A 25,946-nucleotide genomic window follows, 5' to 3' on the forward strand; every position below is an offset into this window, starting at 1 on the left:
AACGGGTCTCAGCACCATCTCAGCAACCCGCCACCAAGCTGTGGGTACCAGCCCTTGGAGGAGGGGACCGAAAGATGAACAAGCGAAAGGTGACCCTGGCCGCGGCAGCGGCCGGTGTGCTCACCGGTGCGACAGGCCTGAGCCTGCTCGCCATGCCGGCAGGCGCAGGCCAGCCACCATCCCTGCCGCCCGTCGCCCCGGAGACACTGGTCGAGCAGGTCCTGACCAGCGAGCCGGGTGCGTTCGGCGGCACCATCGAGGTCGACAACAAGCTCGGCCTCCCCGCCATCGCGGAGATCCCGCAGCTCGCCGACGGCAAGCACAGCGGTCGCGTCTGGACCGACGGCAACGGCAAGATGCGGCTCGCCCTGCCCAACGGGCAGTCGGAGCAGACCATCGTCGACGACGGCACCACGACGTGGGTCTGGAACTCGGCGGACAACGAGGTCACGAAGTCCGAGCGCCGGGCCGACAAGCCGGACGCCGAGCCGGACGCCAAGGCGGCCGACCCGGCCACCGCGGCCAAGGAGATCGTCGGCCTGACCAAGGAGTTCAGCGACATCAGCGTCGACGGCACCGCGCGGGTCGCGAACCGTGCCGCCTACGAGCTCGTGCTGACCCCCAAGGCCAGCGAGAAGACCCTGGTCCGCGAGGTGCGGATCGCGGTCGACGCCGAGCTCAAGATGCCGCTGCGGGTCGCCGTCCTGACCAACGGCACGGCGGAACCGGCCGGCACGGTCGGCTTCACCGAGATCAACGTCGGTCCGCAGGACGCGAAGCTGTTCGAGTTCACCCCGCCGGCCAACGCCGAGGTGACCACGCCGGAGGCCAAGGAGCGCGAGGGCCGCGAGAAGAGGCCGGAGGCGGGCGTCGAGCAGGCTCTGCGGGGCGAGGACCCGCAGGTCTTCGGCACCGGCTGGGACACCGTGCTGGGCGCGCGGATCCCCACCGAGGCCATGACGCAGGTCCCCGCCGAGGCGCAGGGCCTCGTCGACCGGTTCACGAAGGAGGTGAGCGGTTCCTGGGGCAGCGGCAAGCTGTTCACGACCAAGGTCGCCACGGTGCTGATCGCCGATGACGGCCGGGTCGTCGCGGGCGCCGTGCCCGAGCAGGTGCTGTTCGACACGATCGGACAGGTGAAGTGACCACCTCGGCCAGCGCGCCGGCGGCAGCACCGAGCACCACCGCTGTCGCCGCGCGGACCAAGGGTCTGCGCAAGGAGTACGGGAGCACGGTCGCCGTGGACCGCGTCGACCTGGAGCTGCCGGAAGGTGCCGTGCTCGGCATGCTCGGCCCCAACGGGTCGGGCAAGACGACCACCATCCGGATGCTGCTCGGGTTGGTCCGCCCCACGCAGGGGGAGATCGAGCTGCTCGGCACACCGTTGCCGGACGGCGCCGAGCAGGCGCTGCCGCACGTGGGCGCGCTGGTCGAGGGTCCGGGGTTCCACCCGTTCCTGAGCGGGCGGGAGAACCTCGTCCGCTGTGCCGCGTTCGAGCCGCTGCTGCCGAAGAAGCAGATCAAGCAGGCGGTGGAGGACGCGCTGGAACGCGTCGGGCTCGCCCAGGCGGCCCACCGCAGGTTCCGGGGGTACTCGCTCGGCATGAAGCAACGCCTCGGCCTCGCCGCGGCGTTGCTCGTGCCGCGCAAGCTGGTGGTGCTGGACGAGCCGACCAACGGCCTCGACCCGGCCGGCACCAGGGAGATCCGCAAGATCATCGCGGAGCTGCACGAGCAGGGCAGCACCGTCCTCGTCTCCAGCCACCTGCTGAGCGAGGTCGAGGCGACCTGCACGCACGTCGCGGTCCTGCACCGCGGGACCGTGGTGGCGCAGGGCGAGCTGACCGAGCTGCTGCAGGCGGGCGGCTCGGCGCTGCACGTGATCACCCCGGACGTCGAGACGGCGCTGAGCGCGCTGCGGCAGGCGAAGATCTCCGCCCGGCCGCTGGGCGACGGCCTGCGGGTCGAGCTCGCCGGCACGAGCGCGCCGCAGGTGATCGAGACGCTCGTCAAGGCGGGCGCCGGGGTCTACGAGGCGACGCGGTGGAAGACCGGTCTGGAGGAGCTGTTCGCCCGGCTCACCGAGGCCGAGGAGGCCGAGCGCGGGATGTCCGCCGTGGACACGCTGGACGGGGGTGCCCGATGATCACGCGTCAGCTCGGTTCCGAGGTGCGCTGGATGCTGCGCAGGCCGCGCACCCTCATCGGGTTGTTCGGCCTGGTCCTCGTGCCGATCGTGATCAGCTTCGGCATCTGGACCGCGGACGGCGACGGCGGTGGCCCGGGGATCGCCGCGATCCTGCGGGGCAACGGCATGGTCGTGCCGATCTTCACGTTGTTCCTGTCGCTCAACCTGCTGCTACCGCTGGTGGCGTCGATCTGGGCGGCGGACGGGCTCGCGGGCGAGGCGCAGCACGGCACGTTGCGCGGCCTGCTGGTGGCGCCGGTGTCCCGCGTGCGGCTGCTGTTCGTGAAGCTGTTCGGGCTCACCGCGATGTCGCTCTTCGCCGTCACGCTGATGGCGGTGGTCGGCATCATCGCCGGCACCGCGTTCCTCGGCAACGACGGCATGATGACGCTCTCCGGCACCACCCTCACGACGGCGGAAGGCCTGCTGCGCATCGCTTTCTTCGTCGTGCTGGTGACGTTCCAGATGGTGGCGGTCGGCGCGGTCGCCCTCGCCGTCTCGGCGACCACCGAGCACCCGCTGGTGGTGCAGGCGGCGACGATGACGTCGATCATCGTGTTCCAGGTGCTGGGGCAGTTCTCGTCGCTCGACTGGCTGCACCCGTTCCTGATCACCACGGGCTTCCCCGGCCTGGTGGACGTGATGCGGGACCCGATCCCGTTCGACCAGATCTCAGACAGCACGCTGCTCGCCGGCTGCTACCTGCTGATCGGCACCGGTCTCGCGGCGATCCGCCTGGTGACCAAGGACAGCTAGCGCCGGAAGCCGCCCTCGCTGTCGATCACCTGACCGGTGATCCACTCGGCGTCGTCGGTGCAGAGCCAGGAGATCAGCCGGGCGGCGTCGTCCGGCTGACCCCAGCGCTTCAACGGCATCCGCTCGGTCACGAAGTCCGCGAGCTCCGGTCCGGCCCACCCCGTGTCGGTCGGACCGGGGTTCACGGCGTTGACGGTGATGCCCCGCTCCGCGAGCTGGTGCGACAACGTCGCCACGATCGCGGACAGAGCGCCCTTCGACGCCGCGTACGCCACCTCGCCGGGCATCGGCCCGAGGTTCTGCCCGGACGTCAGGAACACGATCCGGCCGCCGCGACTGCCCTCCCACCGCCGGGCAAACGCTTGCGCCAGCAGGATGGACGACCGCGCGTTCACCGCGTAGTGCGCGTCGAGCATCGCCGCGTCCAGCTCGCCGAGAGCGCCGTCGAACCCGCTGCGCGCGTGGTTGCAGACCAGGGCGTCGATCCGCCCGTACGTCTCGACGACCGCGTCGACCAGCGCGTCCGGCGCGCCGGGGTCGGCGAGGTCGGCCCCGGCGTGCTCGACCCGTGGCCCGAGGCCCGCGATCACCTCGTCGATCGAGTCGGCGCCCCAGTCCTGCGCGGCGTCGTGCGGAACGTGGTGCTGCACGAACAGCCCGGCTCCCAGCCCCGCCAGCCGCGACGCGATGGCGTATCCGATGCCCCGCCGCCTGCTCACACCCGTGACCAGTGCGACCCGTCCCGCCAGTGGTTCCACGGAGATCATTCTCCGCCGACGCGCGCCACCCCGTCCAGGTCGACCGCGAGGCGCACCCGGTCGCCGACGGACACCGGCCCGACGGCCTCGTACTCCTCGCCGTCGATGTCCACGAGCAGCCGCACGTGGTCGCGCCGGTGCACCCGCTCCAGCACGGTGCCCTCCAGCGGGCCGGCCGGGTCGACGCGCAACGCCGTGGCGCGCAGGCCGACCCGGCCCACGGGCAGCCCCACGAACGAGCCGGGCACGAACTTGTTGCACCCCAGGAACTTCGCCGTCTCCACGTCGACCGGCGACGACCACACCTCCGCCGGCGGCCCGACCTGCACGACCCGGCCGCGGGACATGATCGCGACCCGGTCGGCCAGCGTGAACGCCTCGTCGTGGTCGTGCGTCACGACCAGCGCGGTCGTCGACGCCTCCCGCAGCAACCGCGCGAGGTCCACCGCGAGCTGCTCGCGCAACGCCCGGTCCAGCGCCGACAGCGGCTCGTCCAGCAGCAGCAACCGCGGCGACGGCGCGAGTGCCCGTGCCAGCGCCACCCGCTGCTGCTCGCCACCGGAGAGCTGGGTCACCCGCCGCTGGGCGTAGCCCTCCAGCCCGACGAGCTCCAGCAGCGCCAGCACCCGCTTGTCCCGCTCCTCGCGGTCCACCCGGCGCATCCGCAGCCCGAACGCCACGTTCCCCGCGACCGACCGGTGCGGGAAGAGCTGGCCGTCCTGGAAGACCAGGCCGAACTCGCGCCGGTGCACCGGCACCCCGGCCAGGTCCGACGAGTCCCAGGCGACCGACCCCGACGACGGCTGCTCCAGTCCCGCGATCGTGCGCAGCAACGTCGACTTCCCGCACCCCGACGGCCCGAGCAGCGCCACGACCTCGCCGTCCGCCACCGTGAGCGACACGTCCGACACCGCGGCGGTCCGCCCGTACCGGACGGTGACCGAGTCCAGCTCCAGCGCCATCAGAACTCCCCGCTGCTCGGCACGCGCAACCGCTCGATCAGCAGCACGCACCCGACCGTGACGACCATGAGCAGCGCGCACGCCGCGTAGGCCATCTGGCTGTTCAACTCACCAGGCCGCGACATCAGCCGCGCGATCACCACCGGCAGCGTCGGCGCGTCCGGCCGCGCGAGGAAGCTCGTCGCCCCGAACTCCCCCAGCGCCACCACGTACCCGAACCCGGCCGCCGCCACCAGCGACCGCCCGGTCAGCGGCAGGTCGACCTCGCGCCACACGCGCCACGGCGAGGCGCCCAGCGTCGCCGCCGCCTGCCGCAGGCGTTCGTCGACCGCCCGCAGCACCGGCAGCACCATCCGCACGATCAACGGTGTCACCACCAGGGCCTGCGCCAGCGGCACGAGCAGCGGCGACGTGCGGAAGTCGCCGGGCAACGCGTCCATCGTGATCAGGTAGCCGAACCCCACGGTCACCGCGGAGACCCCGAGCGGCAGCATCAGCGCGGTGTCGAGCACCTCGGCGATCCGTGCGCCGGAGCGCCGCAACCCGACCAGCACCACCGCCGAGAACACCCCGACGACCAGCGCCACGAGGGTGGCGTCGAACGCCGTCCGCAGCGAGTTCACCGCGGCGTCGATCCCGGTCACCGCGAGCGTCCCGCGCTCTCCCCTGGTCGCCAGCGCCGCGTACCCGGCGAAGCTCCACCCGTCCCGGGTCGACAGCGACCGCGTGACCAGCCCGACGACCGGCGTCAGCAGCGCCACCACGACGAGGCCGGCCGCGGCGACGACGACCCGCTCACCGCCGGACGGCCGGCGCGCCAGCTCCTCCCTGCCGCGCAACGACAACGCGGTCTCCCGGCGGCGCCGGGCCAGTGCCCCCAGCACCAGGACCGCCAGCACGGCGAGGAACTGCAGCAGCGACAGCGCCGCCGCCCCGGACAGGTCGAACAGCTCGACCGTCCGCAGGTAGATCTCGGTCTCCAGGGTCCGGTACCGCGACCCGCCCAGCACCAGCACGACACCGAAGCTCGTGGCGCAGAACAGGAACACCACCGCCGCGGCCGACCCGACCGCCGGTGCCAGCGCGGGCAGCACCACCGACAGGAACGCCCGCGGCCGGGACGCGCCCAGGGCACGGGCCGCGTCCTCGGCCCGCCGGTCCGTGTGCGCCCACAGCCCGCCCACGGTCCGCGCGACCACGGCGACGTTGAAGAACGCGTTGGCGAGCACGATCGGCAGCACCCCGCCGTCCGGCCAGAACGTCCGGAACGCGAGGCCCACCACCACGGTCGGCAGCACGAACGGCACCATCACCGCGGCCCTGACCAGACCGAGCCCGCGGATCCGGCACCGGGCCAGCACGAACGCGACCGGCAGACCGGCGACGACCGCCACGACCGTCGACGCCGCCGCCTGCCCCAGCGTGAACCCGACCAGTTCCCAGGTGTCCCCGGCGACCAGCGCGCCGGCCACGCCGCCCTCGCGCAGCCCGAGCGACACGATCGCCAGGACGGGCCAGGCGAAGAACAACCCCAGGAAGGCCAGCGGCAGCAGTGCCGCAGCCGACCACCCGGTGCGGGACCTCAGCCCTGCACGAGCTTGCGCCACTGCTCAACCCAGGCTTCGCGGTTGTCCTTGACCTTGTCCGCGGGCAGGGTCTGGGGGTTCGGCGGCAGCGGCGCGTCCTTGGCCCACGACTCGGGCAGCGCGACGCCCTCCCGCGACGGGTAGACGTACATCTGCTCGGCCACCTGGGCCTGGAACTGCTCGCCCAGCAGGAAGTCCAGCACCTTCCTCGCGTCCTCGGGGTTCTTGGCCCCCGACAGCACACCCGCGTACTCGACCTGGCGGTAGCAGGTGTCGAGCACCGCCTTGGTCTTGCCGCCCTCGGCGGACGGCGACGACGCGTACGAGACGACGATCGGCCGGTCGCCCTTCGTGGCGGAGAACTCCTGGTTGTAGGCCTCTTCCCAGCCGCTCACGACCTTGACGCCGTTGGCCTTGAGCTTGGTCCAGTAGTCCTGCCAGCCGTTCTCGCCGAACTTCGCGATCGTGCCGAGCAGGAACGCGAGCCCCGGCGAGGAGGTGGCCGGGTTCTCGACGACCAGCTTGTCCTTGAACCTCGGGTCGGTGAGGTCCTCGTACGAGGCCGGCTCGACACCGCCGAGCTTGGCCGGGTCGATGTTGAGGCACACGTCACCGACGTCGACGGCGTGCAGCCGGCCCGTGGCGTCGACCTGGTACCGCTGGGCGCCCTTGGCGGCCTCCGGCGAGGCGTACTCGGCGAACACGCCCTCCGACAGCGCCCGGGAGGCGAACGTCGAGTCGACGCCGAACGCCACGTCGCCAATCGGGTTGGCCTTGGTCAGCACCAGCTTGTTCGTCAGCTCGCCCGCGTCACCGCTCGCGATCTGCTTGACGGTGATCCCGGAGGACTTCCGGAACTCCTCCAGCACCTCGGGCTTCACCGCGAACGAGTCGTGCGTCACCAGCGCGACCTCGCGCGACTGCGGCGCGGTCGAGGTGCCGGCCGAACACCCCGCCAGCACCAGAGCAGCGCAAACAGCGAAAATCCTTCTCACGTCAAACCTCTCCCTACGCCGGTATGACCCGGATCAGGTGGACGGTCGAGGGCTTGCGAGCCCTCCTCTCAGCCCGGCGCTTCACCGGACTCCCGTGGCGAACGCGCAGCCTACGTGACGTGGTGGGACCATCAGGACATGGCCGAGCTGTTGAGCGACGATCAGTTGGACCACGTGCTGCCGACCCTCCCCGGCTGGTGCCCCCAGGACGCGGCACTGGTGAAGACGGTGGAGCTGGCGAGCTTCTCGAAGGCGATCGCGGTGGTGAACCGGGTCGCGGAGATCGCGGAGAACGACAACCACCACCCGGACATCGACATCCGGTACAAGACACTGACGTTCCGCCTGAGCACGCACTACAAGGGAGGGATCACCGCGCTCGACGTGTCGCTCGCCGAGGAGATCGACGGGGTCCTGGACGCGATGCGCTGATCCGGCCTCAGCCGGCGACCCGGCTGGGCCTGCCGTCGGCGGCGCCCTCGTCGCCCACCGGTGGACCGCCCGCCGCGCGCCTGGTCGCGAGCCCGATCGCGACGAGCGTGAGCGCGCCCGCGGCCGGATAGCCCCAGCCGAGCACCACGAAGTACCAGGGGCGCGGGAAGTCCCAGATGTTCGGCTGGGCGAGCAGCAGGAACGAGATCAGGTAGCCGCCGGTCAGCACCACCCACAGCCCGGCGGTGATCTTGCACAGCAGGTGTCCGCCCTCGTGGACGAGCCACAGCAGGGCGGGCACCATCCACACCCAGTGGTGGCTCCACGAGATCGGCGAGACCAGCAGGCCGAGCATCTGCACGCTGATGATCAGCGCCAGCGCGTCCCTGGTCCTGCTGACCGCGAACCACGTCAGCGCGGCCGCGACGAGCACGGCGACGATGTAGATCGGCCCGGTCTTCACGTCGAAGCCGACCGTGCGGCTCAACGCCCCGCGCAGGGACTGGTTGATCGCACTGCCGACCGGCCCGACCCGGCTCGCGTCACCGAGCAGCTCGAACCAGAACTTGTCGGACTGCGACGGCGAGATCGCCCAGCCGATGCCGTACACGGCCACAAAGGCGACGAACGACCACACCGCGGCCATCCACCGCCGCTGGAGCAGGAAGTACAGCCCGGAGATCGCGGGCGTGAGCTTGATGCCCGCGGTGAAACCGACGCCGGCGCCACCGGCCCAGTCGCGCGCACTGGCGAGCGTGCCGATCAGGATCGCCGCCAGCACCAGGTTGATCTGGCCGTAGTTGAGCGTCGTGCGCACCGGCTCGATCCAGAGCACCAGCGCGGTCCACATCATCGCGCGGCGCGGGTCGGGCAGCTTGAGCAACTTCAGGCTGGTGCGCACGATGTAGTACAAACAGCCCAGGCAGATGAGCTGCCAGACCCAGCGCGACGCCTCCCACGGGATCCAGCTCATCGGCGTGAAGATCGCGGCGGCGAACGGCGGGTAGGTGAACGGCAGCGGGAACACGTCCGCGTACTGGTCGAGCCGCCACTCGTAGAGGTCGCCGGAGAACAGGTGCGGCGATCCGTTGCGGTAGACCAGCAGGTCGATCATGGTCATCTTCGTCTGGAAGGCGACCATGAACAGGTGCCCGACGACCGACAGAGCGAGCAGCCACGGCGCTACGGAGAGCACACGCGCTTCCACAGCACGGAGTTTCACCCCGAAAACGTTACCCGAGGCAACTTTTGGGGGTACCCGAGCGTCATCCACTCGGGAGATCGCGTCAAAGGAGAGCTTTTCCAGTCATGTCTGCTGATGTCATCGTTGCCGTTGTCGCTGCTCTGGCCATGCTGGGTGTCGCGTTCGGCGTGTTCGCCGCCGCCGCCCGCGCCAAGAACAGCTTGTGAGCGTTGAGGCGCAAGCAAAGGGGGGAGCCTCCACTGTGGAGGCTCCCCCCTTCGGCGTTGTCACCGAGGTGGCGCTGGATCAGAAGTAGTGCGCGCGCCCACCGACCGGCTTGCCCACGGCACCCAGGACGGCGAGGATCGCGCCGATCACCAGGAGCACCACGCCCAGCGTCGTCAGGATGCTGATACCAGCCAGCCAACCGACGACGAGCAGAATCAGACCGAGGACGATCATTCCAACCTCCAGGTGGGGAATCCTGGACTCTGGATACCCGACATACGTCGGTACAAACCTGATCCCTCAGGAATCTGATCGGCGACAAGCATTGGGGGCCAATGATTATCGCGTCTTCGGCACCTGTCGCGCGGAGTGCTTCCGCGAGCGCGGGGAGTGACCGGGCCCTCCCCGCCGCGCGGTGCTCAGACGTTGAAGCGGAACTCCACCACGTCGCCGTCGGCCATGACGTAGTCCTTGCCCTCCATGCGGACCTTGCCCGCGGCCTTCGCGTCGGCCTTCGAGCCCGCCGCGACCAGGTCGTCGAACGACACGACCTCGGCCTTGATGAAGCCCTTCTCGAAGTCCGTGTGGATCACGCCGGCGGCCTGCGGGGCGGTGGCGCCCTGCGGGATCGTCCAGGCTCGCGCTTCCTTCGGGCCCGCGGTCAGGTACGTCTGCAGGCCGAGGGTGTGGAAGCCCGCCCTGGCGAGCGAGTGCAGGCCGGGCTCGTGCTGGCCGATGGACTCGAGCAGCTCGCGGGCCGACTCCTCGTCGAGCTCGAGCAGCTCGGACTCGACCTTGGCGTCGAGGAACACGGCGTCGGCCGGGGCGACCAGCTCGCGCAGCTCCTTCATGCGGGCCTCGTCGCCCAGGACGCCCTCGTCGGCGTTGAAGACGTAGAGGAACGGCTTGGTCGTGAGCAGCGACAGCTCGCGCAGCAGCTCACCGTCCACTTCGGACTGAGCGGAGAACAGCGTGCGGCCGGAGTCGAGGACGTCCTTGGCCTTCTTGGCGTTCTCGAGCGCGGCGCGGCGGTCCTTCTGCATCCGCGCCTCCTTCTCGATCCTCGGGATGGCCTTCTCGAGGGTCTGCAGGTCGGCGAGGATCAGCTCGGTGTTGATCGTCTCGATGTCGCTCGACGGGTCGACGCGGCCGTCGACGTGCACGACGTCCGGGTCGTCGAAGACGCGGATGACCTGGCAGATCGCGTTGGCCTCGCGGATGTTCGCGAGGAACTTGTTGCCGAGCCCCTCACCTTCCGACGCGCCCTTCACGATGCCCGCGATGTCGACGAACGACACGACGGCGGGCACCTCGCGCTCGGACCCGAAGATCTCGGCGAGCTTGGTGAGGCGCGCGTCCGGCAACGGCACGACGCCCACGTTCGGCTCGATGGTCGCGAACGGGTAGTTCGCGGCGAGCACGTCGTTGCGGGTCAGTGCGTTGAACAGGGTGGACTTGCCGACGTTGGGCAGGCCGACGATACCGAGGGTCAAACTCACGAGCGACGAGTCTACGGCAGCCGACGGTGGTGTCCGATTTCCGCGAGCCATTGCCCGTTGCCGCTGGCAGGATCGTTGGCATGGTCATCGACGAAGAACACGCGTATCGGGTGTGCTCCGCACGTGACGCCCGTTTCGACGGGTGCTTCATCCACGCGGTCCGCACGACCGGGATCTACTGCCGGCCGTCGTGCCCCGCGGTGACCCCGAAGCGCCGCAACAGCCTGTTCTTCCTGACGGCCGCCGCCGCGCAGTCCGCCGGTTTCCGCGCCTGCCGCCGCTGCCTGCCGGACGCCGTGCCCGGCTCGCCGGAGTGGAACCTGCGGGCGGACCTGGCGGGCCGGGCGATGCGCCTGATCAGCGACGGAGTCGTGGAACGCGACGGCGTGAGCGGCCTGGCGAGCAAGCTCGGCTACTCCGAACGCCACCTCACGCGGGTGCTGACCGCCGAACTGGGCGCCGGGCCCCTCGCGCTCGCCAGGGCCCATCGCGCGCACGCGGCGCGGTTGCTGATCGAGACGACGGAGCTGCCGTTCGCGGACATCGCGTTCGCCGCCGGGTTCGCGTCGGTCCGGCAGTTCAACGACACCATCCGCATGGTGTTCGCCTCGACGCCGTCCGACATGCGCGGCCGCGGCAAGGCGCCGGTCGGCACGCCGGGCCGCATCGTGCTGCGGCTGCCGTACCGCGCGCCGTTCGACGCCACGGGATTGCTCGCGCACTTCCGCGCCACCGCCTTGCCCGGCGTCGAGGAGGTGACCGGCGACTCCTACGCGCGGACGCTGTCCCTGCCGCACGGCGAAGCGACGGTCCGGCTGACGTTCCCGGCGGACCACGTCCTGTGCTCGCTGCGCCTCACCGACGTGCGCGACCTGGGCGCGGCGGTCTCCCGCGTGCGCCGGCTGCTCGACCTCGACGCCGACCCGGTGGCCGTGGACTCGTTCCTCGGCGCGGACCCGGTGATCGGCCCGCTGGTGCGCGAGGTGCCCGGCATCCGCGTCGCGGGCAGCGTCGACGGCGCCGAGACCCTCCTGCGGCTGGTGGCGCCGTTCGCCGGCGTGCCGCTGCGGGTCCCGGACGGCGCCCTGACCCACCTCTACTCGGCGGGGGACCACCCTCTCGCCGAGGCGCTGGCGAACGGCAGACTCGTCGTGGACGTCGGCCGCTCGATCGAGGACCTGACCGAGGAGCTCACGCCCCTCGTCGGCGCGCGGGTCGCCGACGAGGTGGGCATGCGGGTGCTGGGCGCGCCGGACGTGCTGGTGCTGCCCGAGGGGTCACGACACCTGGCTTCCCACGCCGCCGACTGGCGGCCGTGGCGCTCCTACGCCGGAGCACACCTGACCAGAAAGGCAGCAACATCATGAGCGTCGCGCACACGTCCACCGTGGACACCCCTGCGGGGCCGTTCACCGCGATCGTCGCGTCGGACGGAGCGGTGCTGGCGAGCGGCTGGACCGGCGACATCGCCCTGCTGACGCCCCAGATCCACCCGTCCCTGATGCCGTCGGAGATCACGCACAGGAACGACCTCGGCGACGTCACCAAGGCAGTGGTCGCCTACCACGAGGGCGACCTGACCGCGATCGACCCGGTGGAGGTCCGCCAGAGGTCCGGCCCGTTCCTGCAGCACGCGTGGGACGTCCTGCGCACCGTCCGCGCCGGCGAGCCCGTCACCTACAGCCAGTACGCGACGATGTCCGGCCGCCCGGCCGCCATCCGCGCCGCGGCCTCGGCCTGCGCGCGCAACTCGGTGGCCCTGTTCGTGCCGTGCCACCGCGTGATCCGGATCGGCGGCAACCTCGGCGGCTTCCGCTGGGGCCTCGACGTCAAGCGCTGGCTGCTCGCCCACGAGCGCTGACCGGCCAGCGATCTCCGGTGCGGGCCCGGCCGCCGGTTCCGTCCCGCACCGCGGGCACGAGGTGGTGGCCGGGCCCGCGCCGGAGGTCAGGGCGCCCTCGACCCAGCCAGTCGTCGGCGCCGCGGTCGCGGCAGGTGCGGCAGCCGACGCGGTGGTTCACCCGTGCCCACGGCTTCGCGGTCAGCTCGGAAGCCTGGATCCCGGTTCCGCCACATCGGTGAACGGCGCCCAGCAACTGCACGATCCGGCCGACGCGCAGGCACACGAGGCAGTCGTGAGCGAGGTCGAGCCGGTTCGACCGCACGAAGTGGGCGGCCGGGGCGAGCACGACGCGCGCGGTGGTTTCCAGGTGGGACAGCACGCGCCGAGGTCAGGCCCGGATCAGGCCAGCGACATCTCCAGCGTGGAGCCGGTGCGGGCCTTGCGCACCCGCAGCCGCGTCGGGATCCGCTGGCGCAGCTCCTCGACGTGGGACACCAGCCCGACGACCCGGCCTCCGGCGCGCAGCTCGTCGAGCGTGTTCATGACGATGTCGAGCGTGTCCGAGTCGAGCGTGCCGAAGCCCTCGTCCACGAACAGCGTGTCGAGCAGCGCCCCGCCGGTCTCGTTGGCCACCACGTCGGCCAGCCCGAGGGCCAGCGACAACGACGCCAGGAACGACTCCCCGCCGGACAACGTCTTCGCGGGCCGCGACCGGCCCGAGTAGTCGTCGAGCACGTCGAGGCTCAGGCCGCCGCGGGTGCCGCGCGCCCCGGCCGAGTCGGAGTGCACGAAGCTGTAGCGCCCCTGGCTCATGCGGTGCAGCCGGGCCGAGGCCGCGACCGCGACCTCCTCCAGACGCGCGGCCAGCACGTACGACCGCAAGGTCATCTTCTTCGAGTTCTGCCCCCGGCCGTTGATGACGTCGGTCAGCGCGTCCAGCTCGGCGTAGCTCGCTTCGAGCGGCTCCAGCGACTTCCACTCGGCGCGCAGGCGGGCGGCCAGCTCGCTCACGCGGTCCAGGGCCGCGCGGGCACGGGCGAGGCGCGTGGCGGCCTGCGAGGCCGCGGCGCGGGCGGAGGAGGCCTGGGCGGTCACCTCGGCCAGGTCGACGCCGTCGGCGGGGTCGACACCGGCCAGCTCCTCCAGGGTGGCGAGGGCAGAGGCGCGGGCGCGTTCCCAGGCGGCGATGCGCTCGTCCAGCGCCTGGAGCTTGATCGCCGGACGGTGGGCGGCCAGCGCCGCGGCCACGTCGGGGAACCCCGCCTCGGCCGCCAGCGCCGCCACGGACGCCTCCTGCTCCCGGACGCGGGCGAGGGCGTTGTCGCGGGCGTTGCGGCGCTCGTCCAGCTCCACCAGGGCCTTCGCCAGGCGCAGCAGGTGGTCGCGGCGCGTGAGGACGTCCTCGTGCTCGCCGCGAGCCTTCTCGAGCCGGGCGCCGCGTTCCTCCACGACCGCCACCAGCGACGTGTGCTCGGTGCGCAGCCCGACCAGGTCCTGCTCGACCTTCGCCTTCTCCGTCGCGAGCTGCTTGGCCTTGGCCTCGAGACCCACGAACTCGTTCTGGCGCTGCGAGCGGGTGTGGGCCAGGTCGAGCGCCGCGCGGTACTCCGCCAGCACGGCGGCGGGCTCGTCGGAGCCGAGCGCCTCCCAGCACGCCTGGATGCGCAGCTCGGCGGTGTGGGCGGCGCGTTCGGCCTCGGTGCGGCGCTGGAGGGCGGACTGCTCGTCGCGGGCCGCCTCCTCCTCACCGGCCGCGTCGACCCCGCCGAGCATCGGCTGGGCCGGCGCGGGGTGGCTCGGGGAGCCGCAGACGGCGCACGGCTTGCCGCGCTTCAGGGCGGCGGCCAGCTCGATGGCCATGTTCTCCAGGCGCTGCTGGCGGACCTGCTGGAGGACGTCCTTGGCCTTCTGGTGGACGTCGATCGCCTGGTGCAGCTCGTTCTTGGTGCGGTCGACGGCCTCGGCCGCGGCCGGCAGCGCCTCGGCCGCGTCGGCACGGGCCTTCAGCGACTCCAGGCGGCCGGACGCCTCCACGGCGGCGTCGAGCTGGGCGCGGCACCGGGCCAGGAGGTCGGGGAGCACCTCCAGCTCGGCGCTCACCGCCAGCAGCCGGCGCTCGACCTGGTGGGAGGAGTTCTTCAGCACGGAGAGCTTGCGCACGTCGGCCTGCTGGCGTTCGGCCTCGGCGGCCAGTTCGCTCAGGCCACCCGCCTCCTCGCGGCAGCGCTCGGCGTCCTCGCGCAACGAGGAGCCCTCGTAGCCCAGGCTGGCCAGGGCTTCCGCGGCGCGGGCCTCGTCGCGCACCGCGAACTCGTAGGACTGCCGGAGCTTCTCGATCTCGGCGTGGGCCGGCACGACGGGGGCCGCGCGGCGGGCGGCGTCGCGTTCGGCGAACCACGCCGCCGAGTCCGCGGCCTGCACCCGCTCCAGCAGCTCCCGCGCCTCACGCACGCGGCGGATCTGCTCGGCCTGCACGCGGGCCTGGGCCAGCAGCGCGTCCGCGCCGTCGGCCACGCCGGCCGTCTCCTCGGCGGCCGCGGCGGCCTCCCGCACGGCCTGGGCGAGCCGCTCCAGCACCGCCTCCAGCCAGCCGGGCTCGAACGAGGGCTCCTCCCCCGCGGCCTCCGCCACGCGGTGCACCAGCTCGGAGGCGCCCTTGCGGCGTTCCTCCAGCACGCGGCCCGCGGCCACGCGCTTGTCGCGGAACCACTTCTCGACGTCGAGGAACCGCTCGGTGCCGAAGAGCTTCTCCAGCAGCACCTCGCGCTCGGCCGTGTCCGAGCGCAGGAACCGCGCGAATTCGCCCTGCGGCAGCAGCACGACCTGGAAGAACTGCTCGTAGGACATGCCCAGCAGGTCCTCGACCGCCCGCGCCACGTCGTCGATGCGGGTGATGCCCTCGCCGTCCCAGCCCTCGAGCCACGTGAGCGAGCACTTCGCCGGCTGCGTGGTGACACCGCCGCCGCGCTTCTTCGGGCGGTCGAACTCCGGCGAGCGCACGATCCGGAAGCGGCGGCTCTGCACCGTGAGCTCCAGCTTCACCTCCGTCGGCACCTCGGGGTCGGCGTACTCGCACCGCAGCTTCTTCACGTCACCCCGCGCGCCCGGCACCCGGCCGAACAGCGCGAACGCCACCGCGTCGAGCAACGTCGTCTTGCCTGCGCCCGTGTCGCCGTGCAGCAGGAACAACCCGTCCGCGCCCAGCTCGTCGAAGTCGACGGTCTCCGGCTTCGGGTAGGGGCCGAACGCGGTCAGCTCCAGGCGGTGCAGCCTCATTGCTCCTGCTCCCTCGCCACCGACGCGAACGCCTCGCGCAGCAACGCCATCTCCGCCTCGGACGGCTCGGAGCCGCGGGCGTCCGACACGAAGCAGCAGGCCACTTCCTCGTCGGTCCGGCCGCGCACCCGTTCCGCGTACGTCATGGCGTGCTGCTGGCCCTGCTCCGGCCGCCACTCGACGTGCACGGCGTGCTCGAACCGCTTCTGCAGCCGCCGCAACGCGTCCATCGGCCGCACCTGGTCGGTCAGCACCACGGACAGGAAGTGGTCCTCCAGCGGCTCGTGCGCCGGGTCCTCCAGCACGTCGGTGAGCGTGCCCGTCACCGTCGCGAGCCGCCGCGGCACCGGCAGGTCGCGCCGCTCCACCCCGACGAGGCCGCCCGCGTCCAGCTCGACCAGCCACACCGACTTGCGGTGCCGCGCCTCGGAGAACGAGTACGCGAGCGGGCTGCCCGAGTAGCGCAGGTTCTCCGCCAGGGTCTGCGGCCCGTGCAGGTGCCCCAGCGCCACGTAGTCGACGCCCGCGAACACCTGCATCGACACGTCCTGCACGCCGCCGACCGCGATGGTGCGCTCGGACTCCGACGGCGCGCCGCCCGTCACGAACGCGTGCGCCAGCACCACCGACCGCGCCTCGCGACCGGCCAGGTCGGCCCGGATCCGCCGCATCGCCTCCGCGAGCACCGGCGCGTGGCCCTTCTCCGCCACCCCGAGCGCGTGCCGCGCGGGCTCCGGCTCCAGGAACGGGATCCCGTACACGGCGACCGGCCCGTGCTCGTCCGCCAGCTCGACCGGCTTGTCCAGCACCGAGATCTGCGTGCGCAGGTGCAGCCCGCCGGCCGCGGCGAACTCGCCGAACACGCCGATCCGCGCCGCCGAGTCGTGGTTGCCCGGCGTGATCACGATCCGCGCCCCGGCCGCCCTGATCCTCATCAGCACCCGCGCGCACAGCGCCACCGCGTCCGCCGACGGCACCGCCCGGTCGTAGAGGTCGCCGGAGATCACCACGACGTCGACGGCCTCCGAGGACACCAGGTCGGCGAGGCCGCTCAGCACCGACTCCTGCTCCACGAGGAGGTCCCGGCCGTGGAAGGTGCGCCCCACGTGCCAGTCGGAGGTGTGCAGGATCCGCATGGCGCCAACCGTAGAGACGGGGTCCGACAAATCTCCGGGAGGGTTCCCGGCGTGTCACCCGATCGAGTTGGACGACGGTGGGGGAGCATCATCGGTGCCGTGACCGCAGTGATCATCACCGCCTCCATCGTCCTCGCGCTCGTGAGCGCCGGGGCGCTGGTCTTCGTCTGGCGCCTGTACCAGGACAGCGTCCGGCGGACCGACGAGGCGCTCAACGCCATCAGCGCCGAACGCGCCCGCTACGACGCGCAGCAACAAGCCTTGCAACGCTACGAAGTGGCGTTCTCCAGCGTGAGCGGCCGCGGCGAGCTCGGCGAGCAGGTGCTGGTCGAGACGGCGCGCGCACTCGGCTTGAGGGAAAACCTCCACTACACGCTGCAGACCGACGTCGCGGGCGGTGGAGCGGTGCGCCCGGACATGGTGCTCAACGTCGGCGGCGGCCGCCAGGTCCCGGTCGACTCGAAGATGTCCATGGCCTGCTGGGCGGAGGCGGTCGAGACCGACGACCCGCAGGAACGCCAGGACGCGCTGCGGGTGCACGTCCGCAACATCCGCTCCCGCGCCGCCGAACTGGCCGGCAAGGGCTACCAGCGCTGGGCCGACGCCATCTACGGCACGATCATGTTCGTGCCCAACGACGGCGCGGTCGTCGCCGCCCTGGACACCGATCCGGAGCTGCTGCGGTGGCTGCTGGACCGCCGCGTGTTCCTGTGCGGCCCGACCGGCTTCGCCGTGATCGCGTCGTCGGCGATGTTCGCCGTCACGGAACGGGCGCTGGCCGAGGACGTCGAGCAGGTGAGGCTCCAGGCGGGCCGCGCGAACCGGGCCGCCGACACCGCCATCGAGGCGGTCAACCTCTCCACGACCCACCTGCAGCGCTTCCTCTCCGCGCGCCGCCGCGAGCTCGACGCCCTGGAGGGCTTCCGGGCGAGCGTCGAGCCGCTGACGGAGGCCTCCGCCACCCCGACCCCCCTCCCGCTCGTCCGAAGGGCGGACGAGCAGTCCGCTTAGAACGCACGGAGAGTGTCCGCGGGTTGCATCTGGGTGAGAAACGAACGGACTGACGAACACCGAATGGCCGAACGGCTACCGTGTGCGGTGTGAGCGAGTTGCGCGAGCGTTCAGCAGCCTTCGATGACGACGTCGAAGACTACGACGCGGTTCCGTGGAACTACCGGGCCATCTTCGGCGAGTTCAAGGGCATCCCCTGGTGGGCAGCCATCCTGTGCGCCCTGGTCCCGGCCTTCATCGGCGCGTTCATCGACATCAACTCCAGCAAGACCGTCGGCTGGACGTTCAACGTGGTGTTCTTCGCCGGTGCCCTGGCCGCGATCCTGCTGGTGCAGCGCCGCAGCCTGTTCGCGCCGATGGTGCAGCCCCCGCTCGTCCTCGCCGCGACGGTGCCCACGCTCGTGCTGCTGACCGGCGGCGTGCAGAAGGGCGGCCTGTCGGCCATGGCCCTGGGCCTGGGCAAGCCGCTGATCGACAGCTTCCCGGTCATGGCCATCACCACCGCCGTCACGGTCGCGCTGGGCATCCTGCGGATCGCCACGCAGAAGGACCCGAACCGGCCGACCAGGGACGAGGTCCGCGAGGCCAAGGCGGAGATCAAGCAGCGCGGCAAGCCCGCCCGCAAGCCCCGCGAGGAGGCCCCCACCCCCGCCCCCGCCGCCGACGAGGACCGCCCGCGCCGCCCCCGCCAGGAACGCGCGGAAGGCGCCCCGGCGCGCAGGCCTCGGCCCGAGGGCGCGCCCGCGCGCCGCCCGCGCCCGGACGGTGCGCGCGGCGAACGTCCCGCGGGGGGACGCAAGCCCCGGCCGCGCGAGGACCGCTAGAGCCCGTCCCGCACGGCTCGTCCGCGACGGTCGCGGGCGAGGGCTTGGGAGACGGCATCGGCACCTGGGTGCGCCCGGTGAGGGCGTTGCGGCACACGCACACACCCGGCGTGAAGGCGTCGCGGCAGCACCCGGACACACCGGCCTGAAGGTCCCGCAGCAGCACGCGGACACCCGGCGTGAAGGCGTCGCGGCGGCACTCGGACACGCCCGGTGAGGGCGTTGCGGCGGCGGCCGGGCACGCCCGTCTGAAGGCCCCCGCGGCAGCACCGGACATCCGATCTGAAGGCCCCCGCGGCAGCACCGGACACCCGGCCTGAAGGCCCCGCAACAGCACGCGGACACCCCCAGCACGAAGGCCCCGCAGCGCCCCTCCTCCGCAACTCCCGACCGCGACTCCCGACCACAGGTCCCAACCGCGGCCCTCGTCGAACCGGACCCACCCCGCCGCGCGCTGATCGGTTGTCCGCGGTCGGCCCCGCGAACGTCGTACAACGGATCCCGGACAACAACCCCCTGACCAGCACGCACTCTGCCAGCATGAGTTCGATGCCTAGGGGAGAACGTCCACTGGACGAGGGCGACAGTCCGCTGCTGCTGTTCGCCGCAGACTTGAGACGACTGCGCGCCGACGCGGGGAGGCCGAGCTACCGGGAGCTGTCCCGGCGCGCGCACTTCTCGGCCAGCACGCTGTCCGACGCGGCGGGCGGCCGGAAGCTGCCGGGCCTGGACGTCACGCTCGCGTACGTCCGCGCGTGCCACGGCGACGAGGCCGCGTGGGAGAGGCGGTGGCACGACCTCGCCGTGGCGATGGCGCAGAGCCGCACGCACGACGGGCCGTCCCCGTACGCGGGGCTGAACCCGTTCACGATCGAGGACGCCGACCGCTTCTTCGGCCGTGAGGCGCTGACGCACACGTTGCTCGACCGGCTCGGCAGGCAGCCCTTCCTGGCGGTGTTCGGCGCGTCGGGTGAGGGCAAGTCGTCGTTGCTGAGGGCGGGTATCGCGGCGAAGTTCCCGAACGCGGTGGTGTGCACGCCCGGCGCCGACCCGGACGCCGCCCTCGCCGACGCGCTGGCACGCGATCCGGACCTGCTGGTCGTCGACCAGTTCGAGGAGCTCTTCACGCTCTGCGAGGACGAGGTGCGGCGCGCGGCCTTCCTCGACGGGCTGCTCGCCGCCCGCTGCCGCCGCGTGATCGCCGTCCGGTCCGACTTCTACCCGCGCTGCGCCGAGCACCCCGGGCTCGCGGAGGCGCTGACCGACGCCCAGGTGCTCCTCGGCACCATGACACCGGACGAGCTGCGGCGCGCGATCACCCAGCCCGCGGCCGCGGTCGGCTGCACGGTCGAGACGGCCCTGCTGACCACGCTCGTGGCCGAGGCGGCCGGCCGCAGCGGCGTGCTCCCCCTCGTCTCGCACGCCCTGCTCGAGACGTGGCACCGCCGGCGCGGCAACACGCTCACGCTCGCCGGCTACCAGGCCGCGGGCGGCATCCAGGGCGCGCTCGCGCAGAGCGCCGAGGCCGCGTTCGCCACCCTCGACGGCGACCAGCAACGCCTCGCCAAGCACCTCCTGCTCCGCCTCGGCGCCGACGGCGCCAAACGCCCGATCCCGCGCCAGGAGGTCGTCGGCGAGGAGGTCCTCGACGTCCTCGCCGGCACCCGGCTCATCACCGTCGGCGGGCACACCGTCGAGATCACCCACGAGGCGCTGTTCCAGGCGTGGCCCCGGCTGCGGGCCTGGCTCGACGAGGACCGCGAGGGCCTGCGGACGCACCGCAGGCTCACCGACGCCGCCCGCACGTGGCAGGAGCTGGGCCGCGACACCGGCTCGCTCTACCGCTCCACCAGGCTCGCCGAGACGACCGAGTGGGTCGCCCGCGCCGAGCCGGAGCTGACCGGTGCGGAACGCGAGTTCCTCGGCGCCTCCCGCACCCTCGAACGCCGCCGCTCCCGCCGCCAGCGCTGGGTCGCGGCCGGGCTGTCGGCCCTGCTGCTCGCCACCACGGCGACCGCGGTGGTGGCCGTGCAGCAACGGCGCGAGGTCGACCGGCTCGAACTCGTGCGCAGGTCCCAGCAGCTCGCCGAGACGTCCGAGGCGCTTTCGGTCAGCGATCCCGACCGTGCCGCGCAGACGGCCGTGGAGGCGTACCGGACGTATCCGACGGTCGAGGCACGCGGGCGGGTGCTCAGCGCGGCGGCCGGGGAGTCCCGCGGCCGCGAGATCAGCCCGGAGGCCGCCGGGATCAGCCGCACGCTGCGGCACAACGGCGCATGGAGCATGCGGTTCACGAACGGCACCATCGCGCTGATGGGGTCCCACAACCTGGACGTGTACGACGCCACGACCTTCGAGCAGGTCAAGTCGGTGCCGGTGGTGGACGAGTCCAGGTACGTCTTCGCCTGGTCCATGTCCGACGACGGCAAGCTGGCCGTGTCCGACAACCACGGGGCGGTCACCGTGCGGGCCTCGCTCGACGCCCGGCCCGCGCGGCTGGACAGGCAGGGCCCGGCCGCCGGCGTCTTCTTCACCGGGGACGGCCGCACCCTGCTGGTCGGCGGCGACTACGTCGACCTCACCACCCGCCGGGTTCGCGACCACCTGCCGGTCGGGCGGATCGACGGACCGTTCAGCGTCGAGGACGACCGGACCCTGGCCCTCGTCACCGGCAACTCGGTCACGACGTGGGACCTGGTCACGCGGCACCGGACCGGCGGGTTCTCGGTCGGCTCCGGCGTGATCCACCGGCTGTCCCTCCTGGCCGGCGGCGAGCACGCGGCGGTGAGCACCGACGAAGGCCTCGTCCAGGTGCGGGACACCGCGACCGGCGCGATCATCACGACGTTCCCGGCGCACACCGGCCCGGTCACGGCGCTCGCCGTCAGCCCCGACGAGTCCGTTCTCGTCACGGCGGGCCCGGACGGCAGGGTGCACCTGTGGGACCTGGCCCGCGGCGCGGAGCTCGCCACGCTCGCCGGCGGCGAACCGGTGCGCGCCTTGACGTTCGCCCCGGACGGCTCGCTCGGCGTCCTCACGGACACCACGCTCGGGTTCTGGCCCGCCGCCACCATGCCGAAGCCGTCCGGGAAGCCGGTGCGCGCGCTGGCGGTCGACGCCGACGGCTCGGTGCTGACCGTCGACGAGGCGGGCGTGATCGAACACCGCGACAGCGAACTGCGCACCGTGCGCCGGGTGGAGACCGGGTCGGCCCAGAACTGGATGTGCCGGTTCAGCCCGGACCGCGAGCTCGTCGCGACGGGGTCACCGCTCTCGGTGCGCGAGGTGGCGACGGGCAAACCCGTCGCGAACCTGTCCACGCTCGGGTTCTCCAGCGACGCGCACCAGCCGGTCGCGGTGGAGTTCAGCGGCACCTCGCTGCTCACCGTCGGCGGTGAGGTCCCGGACGGCGTGTGGCCCGTCGCCGACGGCGCGCGGCCGACGCTCATCGGCGGGCTGGCGTGGGGCACCCGCACCTCGGCCGTCTTCGGCAGGTCCGACCACGAGATCGTGATCGGGCGTGAGGACGGCGGTGTCAGCGTGCGCGACATCAGGACGTGGGTGGAGAAAGGGCTGCAAAGCCCGCATCGTCGGCCTGTGCGCGCGTTGGCGATCTCACCGGACCACAGGACGCTCGCGACAGGGGACGACAACGGTCTGATCGCGCTGTGGGACACCACGACGTGGGAGCAGACGGGCGAGCTGCGCGGGCACGCGCAGGCGGTGACGGCGCTGCAGTTCAGCCCGGACTCGTCCCGGCTCGCCAGTGGCGGCCGGGACCGGGACGTCGTCGTGTGGGACCCTGCCACCCGCTCGGCCTGGGCGACGCTGCGCGGGCACAGCCAGCCGGTCACCCACCTCGCGTGGCGGCCGGACGGCACCTCGCTGGTGTCCGCGGGCACCGACCGGGTGGCCGTGTGGGGCCTGGCCGTGGACCAGGCCCTCGACTCGATCGACTAGCGGACGAGGTCCTTGCGGAGCTCGCGCGGCAACGCGAAGGCGATCTTCTCGTTCGCCGTGGTGATCTCCTCGACCTCGCCGTAGCCGTGTCCCTCGAGGAACTTCAGCAGCTCCATCACCAGGATGTCCGGCACCGACGCGCCCGACGTGACGCCGATCGTCTCGACGCCCTCGAGCCACGCCAGGTCGACCTCCTTGGCGTAGTCGATCAGGTACGAGGCCTTGGCGCCGTGCTGCAGCGCGACCTCGACCAGCCGGACCGAGTTGGAGGAGTTCTTCGAGCCCACGACCAGCACCAGGTCGCACGAGGGCGCCATCGTCTTCACCGCGGTCTGGCGGTTAGAGGTGGCGTAGCAGATGTCGTCGGACGGCGGGTCCTGCAGCTCCGGGAAGCGGTCCTTGAGCTGCCGGACGCGCACCATGGTCTCGTCGACCGAGAGCGTCGTCTGCGACAGCCAGACCACCTTGGACGGGTCGCGCACCTCGACCTTCGCCGCGTCCTCCGCGGTGTCGACGAGCCGCACGTGGTCGGGGGCCTCACCGGCGGTGCCCTCGACCTCCTCGTGGCCCTCGTGGCCGATCAGCAGGATGTCGTAGTCCTCGCGGGCGAAGCGCACGGCTTCCTTGTGCACCTTCGTCACCAGGGGGCACGTCGCGTCGATGGTGCGCAACGAGCGTTGCTCCGCCTCCGCGTGGACAGCGGGCGACACGCCGTGCGCTGAGAACACCACGAGTGCGCCCTCAGGAACTTCGTCCGTCTCGTTGACGAAGATGGCACCGCGGTCGGACAGGGTCTCCACGACGTACTTGTTGTGGACGATCTCCTTGCGCACGTAGACGGGTGCGCCGTATTGCTCGAGAGCGCGCTCGACCGTCTCCACGGCACGATCAACGCCCGCGCAGTAACCACGCGGCTTCGCCAACAGGACTCGCTTGGGCATGCCTCCAGGGTACCCAGTGCTCATTCCTAGGCATTAGACGCGCGGGTGCGGCAGGCTAGACGGCATGAAGCCACTGCCATTGGGTGTCCGGGTCGCCGCCGGCCTCGCGGTGACCGCCCTCGAACAGGCGCGCAAGCTGCCCCGGCAGCTCGCCGGACTCCCCCTCACGGTGGTCAGCGAGGCGATGCAGCTGTCCATGCGCGTCCAGCAGCATGTGACCGAACTCGCCATCAAGGGCGACGACGTCCTCTCCGGACTGCGGCCCGCCGAGGAAGAGCCGGAATGGGCGACGTTCGACGAGGACGAGACCTCCGTCACCACGGCCCCGGTGACCGTGGAGGCGCCCGCTGACGACCCGTGGGAGGAAGAGGAGCGGGCGATCGCCGAGATGCCCGAGTTCCTGCCGTCCTACGACGAGCTGTCGATCGCCCAGTTGCGCGCCCGGCTGCGCAACCTCGGCGTGGCGCAGCTCGAGGAGCTGTTGCGCTACGAGCAGGCGCACGAGTCGAGGCCGGAGTTCGTCGGCATGCTGAACCGGCGGATCGCGACGGTCAAAGCCCAATCGTGACTGGGGAGAAATCCACTCCGGAGAACCCGTGGCCGGTGCGGACGGTCGCCCGCAAGCTCCTCGACTGGATCAACCGCCTCGGCGACGTCTGGGTGGAGGGCCAGGTCACGCAGCTCAACGCGCGCAGCTCCACGGCGTTCCTGACGCTGCGCGACCCGAGCGTCGACATGTCCATGTCGATCACCTGCAACGCCGGGATGATCCGCGAGCTGCAGCTCACCGAGGGCAGCAGGGTGATCGCGCACGGGAAGATCAGCTTCTACCCGAACCGCGGCACGCTGTCCCTGCGCGCCGACGAGATCCGCGCCGTGGGCATCGGCGAGCTGCTCGCGCGCATCGAGCGGTTGCGCAAGCTGCTGCACGCCGAGGGGCTGTTCGACCCGCGCCGCAAGCGCCGGCCGCCGTTCCTGCCGAACAAGATCGGGCTCATCACCGGCCGCGCGTCGGCGGCGGAGCGCGACGTGCTCACGAACGCGCGGAACCGTTGGCCCGGCGCGCACTTCCGCGTCATCAACGTCGCCGTGCAGGGCCCGACTGCGGTGCCGCAGGTGATGACCGCACTGTCCACTTTGGAACGCGACCCCGAGTGCGATGTGATCATCATCGCCCGCGGCGGCGGCAGCGTGGAGGACCTGCTGCCGTTCTCCGACGAGGCGCTGTGCCGCGCGGTCGCCACGTGCCGCACGCCGGTGCTGTCGGCGATCGGGCACGAACCGGACACCCCGCTGCTCGACCACGTCGCTGACGTGCGTTGTTCGACGCCCACCGACGCGGGCAAACGGGTGGTTCCCGATGTCGCCGAGGAGGGTGAACGCGTTCGGCAGATGCGCGACCGCGGCCGCCGGGCGCTGCACGGCTGGGTGGACCGGGAACGGAAACTGCTCGACGCCCTGCGCTCCCGACCAGTACTTTCCGATCCGCACGGCCCGCTGGAGCGCCGTGCCGAGGAAGTGAAGCGCTTTCGGGACCAGGGACGCCGAGCCGTCACGCAACGTCTCGATCGGGAGGACGTCCACCTCTCCGGGACCAAAGCCCGCTTGACGACCCTCGGACCAGCCGCCACGCTGGCCCGCGGATACGCCGTTGTGCAACTCGTCACACCCGACGGCCCCGACGGCGTGCTGCGGTCCGTCGCGGACGCGCCGAGCGGAACACAACTGCGGGTGCGCGTCGTTGACGGAGCAGTGCGGGCGGTGGTCACCAGCCCGGATTCGGACACGGAAGGGGGAGGTACCGATGATGCGTGATGCCGTGTTCCTGCCCCTCACCATGGAGGCGGCCGGCTCGTGCGGCTCGGGCCTGCGCACCAAGGCGGAGGCGGCGAACCGGGCCGCGGCGGAGTGCTGGACGGCGATGGTGGGCGACTGCGACACCACCGGCCGCCGCACGCTGATCCTCACGCTGCACGACCTGAGCGAGGCCACCGCGGGCACGGTGCAGTACCGGCGCGTCGCGGAGGCCGAGGCGCTCATCGACGAGGCGGTGCGAGAAGGTGACGGCGAGGAGTTCGCGGAGGCGCTGGTCGGGTACGACCTGGCCGTCGCGACCGTGCTGAGCCGCCTGAGGAGCCAATCCGCGTGAGTTCGGAGACACTGGGTTACGAAGCCGCCCGCGACGAGCTGGTCGAGGTGGTCCGCAAGCTGGAGGCCGGTGGCCTCTCGCTCGAGGACTCGCTCGCGCTGTGGGAACGCGGGGAGGCGCTCGCCAAGACGTGTGAGCAGCATCTCGCCGGTGCGCGGGAGCGAATCGATGCAGCTCTCGCCGTGGTCGAGGAGGACGTTTCGGACGCGTGATCCCGTGC

General features: G+C 72.0%; 24 protein-coding genes. 13 read left to right on the plus strand and 11 right to left on the minus strand.

Annotated features, from left to right (window positions below; all coding sequences use genetic code 11):
* Positions 1-74: 74 nt before the first annotated feature.
* From BMW88_RS06445 to BMW88_RS06455, 3 genes are read left to right on the plus strand one after another with little or no spacing between them, the layout of a single operon-like run.
* Complete coding sequence (locus tag BMW88_RS06445) at positions 75-1,145, plus strand: LolA family protein (protein WP_089949685.1); 1,071 nt, start codon at positions 75-77, stop codon at positions 1,143-1,145.
* Positions 1,142-2,146 (plus strand): ABC transporter ATP-binding protein, encoded by a 1,005-nt coding sequence (locus tag BMW88_RS06450; RefSeq protein ID WP_089949686.1) that lies wholly within the window; start codon positions 1,142-1,144, stop codon positions 2,144-2,146. Before BMW88_RS06445 ends, BMW88_RS06450 begins: the two co-directional genes overlap by 4 nt.
* The gene (locus BMW88_RS06455; protein WP_089949687.1) at positions 2,143-2,943 is read left to right on the plus strand and encodes an ABC transporter permease subunit; all 801 of its coding nucleotides are present in this window, start codon (positions 2,143-2,145) and stop codon (positions 2,941-2,943) included. The genes BMW88_RS06450 and BMW88_RS06455 overlap by 4 nt, the downstream gene beginning before the upstream one ends.
* Here BMW88_RS06455 and BMW88_RS06460 read toward each other — a convergent pair.
* From BMW88_RS06460 to BMW88_RS06475, 4 genes are read right to left on the minus strand one after another with little or no spacing between them, the layout of a single operon-like run.
* On the minus strand, positions 2,940-3,710 hold the full coding sequence (locus BMW88_RS06460) for an SDR family oxidoreductase (protein WP_089949688.1): 771 nt from the start codon (positions 3,708-3,710) through the stop codon (positions 2,940-2,942). The genes BMW88_RS06455 and BMW88_RS06460 overlap by 4 nt on opposite strands.
* The gene (locus BMW88_RS06465) at positions 3,707-4,663 is read right to left on the minus strand and encodes an ABC transporter ATP-binding protein (RefSeq protein WP_089949689.1); all 957 of its coding nucleotides are present in this window, start codon (positions 4,661-4,663) and stop codon (positions 3,707-3,709) included. The genes BMW88_RS06460 and BMW88_RS06465 overlap by 4 nt, the downstream gene beginning before the upstream one ends.
* A complete protein-coding gene (locus BMW88_RS06470; protein WP_245777602.1) occupies positions 4,663-6,270 on the minus strand; it encodes an ABC transporter permease in 1,608 nt (535 codons plus the stop codon). Before BMW88_RS06470 ends, BMW88_RS06465 begins: the two co-directional genes overlap by 1 nt.
* The gene (locus BMW88_RS06475) at positions 6,246-7,244 is read right to left on the minus strand and encodes a thiamine ABC transporter substrate-binding protein (protein ID WP_089949690.1); all 999 of its coding nucleotides are present in this window, start codon (positions 7,242-7,244) and stop codon (positions 6,246-6,248) included. Before BMW88_RS06475 ends, BMW88_RS06470 begins: the two co-directional genes overlap by 25 nt.
* Before the next feature lie 138 nt (positions 7,245-7,382).
* Here BMW88_RS06475 and BMW88_RS06480 point away from each other — a divergent pair, with 138 nt between their 5' ends.
* Positions 7,383-7,676 (plus strand): 4a-hydroxytetrahydrobiopterin dehydratase, encoded by a 294-nt coding sequence (locus tag BMW88_RS06480; protein WP_089949691.1) that lies wholly within the window; start codon positions 7,383-7,385, stop codon positions 7,674-7,676.
* Between the two features lie 7 nt (positions 7,677-7,683).
* On the opposite strand, the gene BMW88_RS06485 is transcribed toward BMW88_RS06480, so the two are convergent.
* From BMW88_RS06485 to ychF, 3 genes are all read right to left on the minus strand, one after another.
* The gene (locus tag BMW88_RS06485) at positions 7,684-8,898 is read right to left on the minus strand and encodes a mannosyltransferase (protein WP_089949692.1); all 1,215 of its coding nucleotides are present in this window, start codon (positions 8,896-8,898) and stop codon (positions 7,684-7,686) included.
* A gap of 267 nt (positions 8,899-9,165) precedes the next feature.
* Positions 9,166-9,321, minus strand: a complete 156-nt coding sequence (locus BMW88_RS41685; protein WP_089949693.1) for a DUF6131 family protein — start codon at positions 9,319-9,321, stop codon at positions 9,166-9,168.
* A 185-nt stretch (positions 9,322-9,506) separates the two neighbouring features.
* Positions 9,507-10,586, minus strand: a complete 1,080-nt coding sequence (ychF, locus tag BMW88_RS06495) for a redox-regulated ATPase YchF (RefSeq protein ID WP_089949694.1) — start codon at positions 10,584-10,586, stop codon at positions 9,507-9,509.
* A gap of 80 nt (positions 10,587-10,666) precedes the next feature.
* Here ychF and BMW88_RS06500 point away from each other — a divergent pair, with 80 nt between their 5' ends.
* Both BMW88_RS06500 and BMW88_RS06505 read left to right on the plus strand, forming a co-directional pair.
* Entirely contained in the window at positions 10,667-11,953 is a 1,287-nt protein-coding gene (locus BMW88_RS06500; RefSeq protein ID WP_089949695.1) for a bifunctional transcriptional activator/DNA repair enzyme AdaA, read from the plus strand.
* The gene (locus BMW88_RS06505; protein WP_089949696.1) at positions 11,950-12,447 is read left to right on the plus strand and encodes a methylated-DNA--[protein]-cysteine S-methyltransferase; all 498 of its coding nucleotides are present in this window, start codon (positions 11,950-11,952) and stop codon (positions 12,445-12,447) included. Before BMW88_RS06500 ends, BMW88_RS06505 begins: the two co-directional genes overlap by 4 nt.
* Here BMW88_RS06505 and BMW88_RS06510 read toward each other — a convergent pair.
* From BMW88_RS06510 to BMW88_RS06520, 3 genes are read right to left on the minus strand one after another with little or no spacing between them, the layout of a single operon-like run.
* Complete coding sequence (locus BMW88_RS06510) at positions 12,416-12,808, minus strand: hypothetical protein (protein WP_089949697.1); 393 nt, start codon at positions 12,806-12,808, stop codon at positions 12,416-12,418. The genes BMW88_RS06505 and BMW88_RS06510 overlap by 32 nt on opposite strands.
* A 20-nt stretch (positions 12,809-12,828) precedes the next feature.
* Entirely contained in the window at positions 12,829-15,705 is a 2,877-nt protein-coding gene (locus tag BMW88_RS06515) for an AAA family ATPase (protein WP_089949698.1), read from the minus strand.
* Positions 15,702-16,841, minus strand: coding sequence for an exonuclease SbcCD subunit D (locus tag BMW88_RS06520; protein WP_089949699.1), 1,140 nt, complete (start codon positions 16,839-16,841; stop codon positions 15,702-15,704). Before BMW88_RS06520 ends, BMW88_RS06515 begins: the two co-directional genes overlap by 4 nt.
* 99 nt (positions 16,842-16,940) lie before the next feature.
* Here BMW88_RS06520 and BMW88_RS06525 point away from each other — a divergent pair, with 99 nt between their 5' ends.
* From BMW88_RS06525 to BMW88_RS06535, 3 genes are all read left to right on the plus strand, one after another.
* Positions 16,941-17,852 (plus strand): DNA recombination protein RmuC, encoded by a 912-nt coding sequence (locus BMW88_RS06525; protein WP_089949700.1) that lies wholly within the window; start codon positions 16,941-16,943, stop codon positions 17,850-17,852.
* A gap of 89 nt (positions 17,853-17,941) precedes the next feature.
* Positions 17,942-18,676, plus strand: a complete 735-nt coding sequence (locus tag BMW88_RS06530) for a DUF6542 domain-containing protein (RefSeq protein ID WP_245777603.1) — start codon at positions 17,942-17,944, stop codon at positions 18,674-18,676.
* 540 nt (positions 18,677-19,216) lie between these two features.
* Positions 19,217-22,636 carry an nSTAND1 domain-containing NTPase gene (locus tag BMW88_RS06535; protein ID WP_143115990.1) on the plus strand — a complete coding sequence of 1,140 codons (3,420 nt, stop codon included), beginning with the start codon at positions 19,217-19,219 and terminating at the stop codon, positions 22,634-22,636.
* Here BMW88_RS06535 and BMW88_RS06540 read toward each other — a convergent pair.
* Entirely contained in the window at positions 22,633-23,577 is a 945-nt protein-coding gene (locus tag BMW88_RS06540; protein ID WP_177220976.1) for a 4-hydroxy-3-methylbut-2-enyl diphosphate reductase, read from the minus strand. The genes BMW88_RS06535 and BMW88_RS06540 overlap by 4 nt on opposite strands.
* A gap of 64 nt (positions 23,578-23,641) precedes the next feature.
* On the opposite strand from BMW88_RS06540, the gene BMW88_RS06545 reads away from it, so the two are divergent.
* From BMW88_RS06545 to BMW88_RS06560, 4 genes are read left to right on the plus strand one after another with little or no spacing between them, the layout of a single operon-like run.
* Positions 23,642-24,145, plus strand: coding sequence for a lipid droplet-associated protein (locus BMW88_RS06545; protein WP_089949703.1), 504 nt, complete (start codon positions 23,642-23,644; stop codon positions 24,143-24,145).
* Positions 24,142-25,392, plus strand: a complete 1,251-nt coding sequence (gene xseA / locus BMW88_RS06550; RefSeq protein ID WP_089949704.1) for an exodeoxyribonuclease VII large subunit — start codon at positions 24,142-24,144, stop codon at positions 25,390-25,392. Before BMW88_RS06545 ends, xseA begins: the two co-directional genes overlap by 4 nt.
* On the plus strand, positions 25,382-25,726 hold the full coding sequence (locus BMW88_RS06555; protein ID WP_089949705.1) for a hypothetical protein: 345 nt from the start codon (positions 25,382-25,384) through the stop codon (positions 25,724-25,726). The genes xseA and BMW88_RS06555 overlap by 11 nt, the downstream gene beginning before the upstream one ends.
* Positions 25,723-25,938: an exodeoxyribonuclease VII small subunit gene (locus BMW88_RS06560; protein ID WP_090099824.1), complete on the plus strand. Its 216-nt coding sequence runs from the start codon at positions 25,723-25,725 to the stop codon at positions 25,936-25,938. Before BMW88_RS06555 ends, BMW88_RS06560 begins: the two co-directional genes overlap by 4 nt.
* The last annotated feature ends 8 nt before the right edge of the window (positions 25,939-25,946 follow it).

The sequence above is a fragment of the Lentzea xinjiangensis genome (genome assembly GCF_900110955.1).
Taxonomy (GTDB): domain Bacteria; phylum Actinomycetota; class Actinomycetes; order Mycobacteriales; family Pseudonocardiaceae; genus Lentzea; species Lentzea xinjiangensis.

Bases quoted from the DNA above. Each gene is read 5' to 3' on its own strand.
- BMW88_RS06445 (WP_089949685.1), top strand. From the start codon at position 75: ATGAACAAGCGAAAGGTGACCCTGGCCGCGGCAGCGGCCGGTGTGCTC.
- BMW88_RS06455 (WP_089949687.1), top strand. From the start codon at position 2,143: ATGATCACGCGTCAGCTCGGTTCCGAGGTGCGCTGGATGCTGCGCAGG.
- BMW88_RS06460 (WP_089949688.1), bottom strand. From the start codon at position 3,710: ATGATCTCCGTGGAACCACTGGCGGGACGGGTCGCACTGGTCACGGGT.
- BMW88_RS06465 (WP_089949689.1), bottom strand. From the start codon at position 4,663: ATGGCGCTGGAGCTGGACTCGGTCACCGTCCGGTACGGGCGGACCGCC.
- BMW88_RS06480 (WP_089949691.1), top strand. From the start codon at position 7,383: ATGGCCGAGCTGTTGAGCGACGATCAGTTGGACCACGTGCTGCCGACC.
- BMW88_RS41685 (WP_089949693.1), bottom strand. From the start codon at position 9,321: ATGATCGTCCTCGGTCTGATTCTGCTCGTCGTCGGTTGGCTGGCTGGT.
- BMW88_RS06500 (WP_089949695.1), top strand. From the start codon at position 10,667: ATGGTCATCGACGAAGAACACGCGTATCGGGTGTGCTCCGCACGTGAC.
- BMW88_RS06505 (WP_089949696.1), top strand. From the start codon at position 11,950: ATGAGCGTCGCGCACACGTCCACCGTGGACACCCCTGCGGGGCCGTTC.
- BMW88_RS06515 (WP_089949698.1), bottom strand. From the start codon at position 15,705: ATGAGGCTGCACCGCCTGGAGCTGACCGCGTTCGGCCCCTACCCGAAG.
- BMW88_RS06520 (WP_089949699.1), bottom strand. From the start codon at position 16,841: ATGCGGATCCTGCACACCTCCGACTGGCACGTGGGGCGCACCTTCCAC.
- BMW88_RS06535 (WP_143115990.1), top strand. From the start codon at position 19,217: ATGAGTTCGATGCCTAGGGGAGAACGTCCACTGGACGAGGGCGACAGT.
- BMW88_RS06540 (WP_177220976.1), bottom strand. From the start codon at position 23,577: ATGCCCAAGCGAGTCCTGTTGGCGAAGCCGCGTGGTTACTGCGCGGGC.
- BMW88_RS06545 (WP_089949703.1), top strand. From the start codon at position 23,642: ATGAAGCCACTGCCATTGGGTGTCCGGGTCGCCGCCGGCCTCGCGGTG.
- BMW88_RS06555 (WP_089949705.1), top strand. From the start codon at position 25,382: ATGATGCGTGATGCCGTGTTCCTGCCCCTCACCATGGAGGCGGCCGGC.